1 pseudogene is annotated in these 271 nt (G+C 49.8%); it reads left to right on the plus strand.

From position 1 onward, the window contains the following. A pseudogene (locus tag SB749_RS19525) lies at positions 1-271 on the plus strand (hypothetical protein); the annotation flags it as partial.

Consider the following 271-nt stretch of genomic DNA (forward strand, 5'->3'; position numbering starts at 1 on the left):
CTATCTGCTGTCGGGCAAAATCATTTTGCAGCTCAGGGTTATGGTGGCACCAAGATTCAACTTAGCCTCGAGGACGTTCGAACCATCCCGATGCTTACGCCAACACTAATGGAACAAAATGCGATCGTTGACTATCTCGATAATGAAGTGAACAAGATTGACACTCTCATCACCAAAGCCCAGCAAGCTATCGAACTGCAAAAGGAGCACCGCGCTGCTCTGATCTCCGCCGCTGTGACGGGCAAGATTGACGTGCGAGGCTTTTTTGAGG

Origin of the sequence: Brevibacterium sp. SIMBA_078 (assembly GCF_046534565.1) — a bacterium.
Classification (GTDB): domain Bacteria; phylum Actinomycetota; class Actinomycetes; order Actinomycetales; family Brevibacteriaceae; genus Brevibacterium.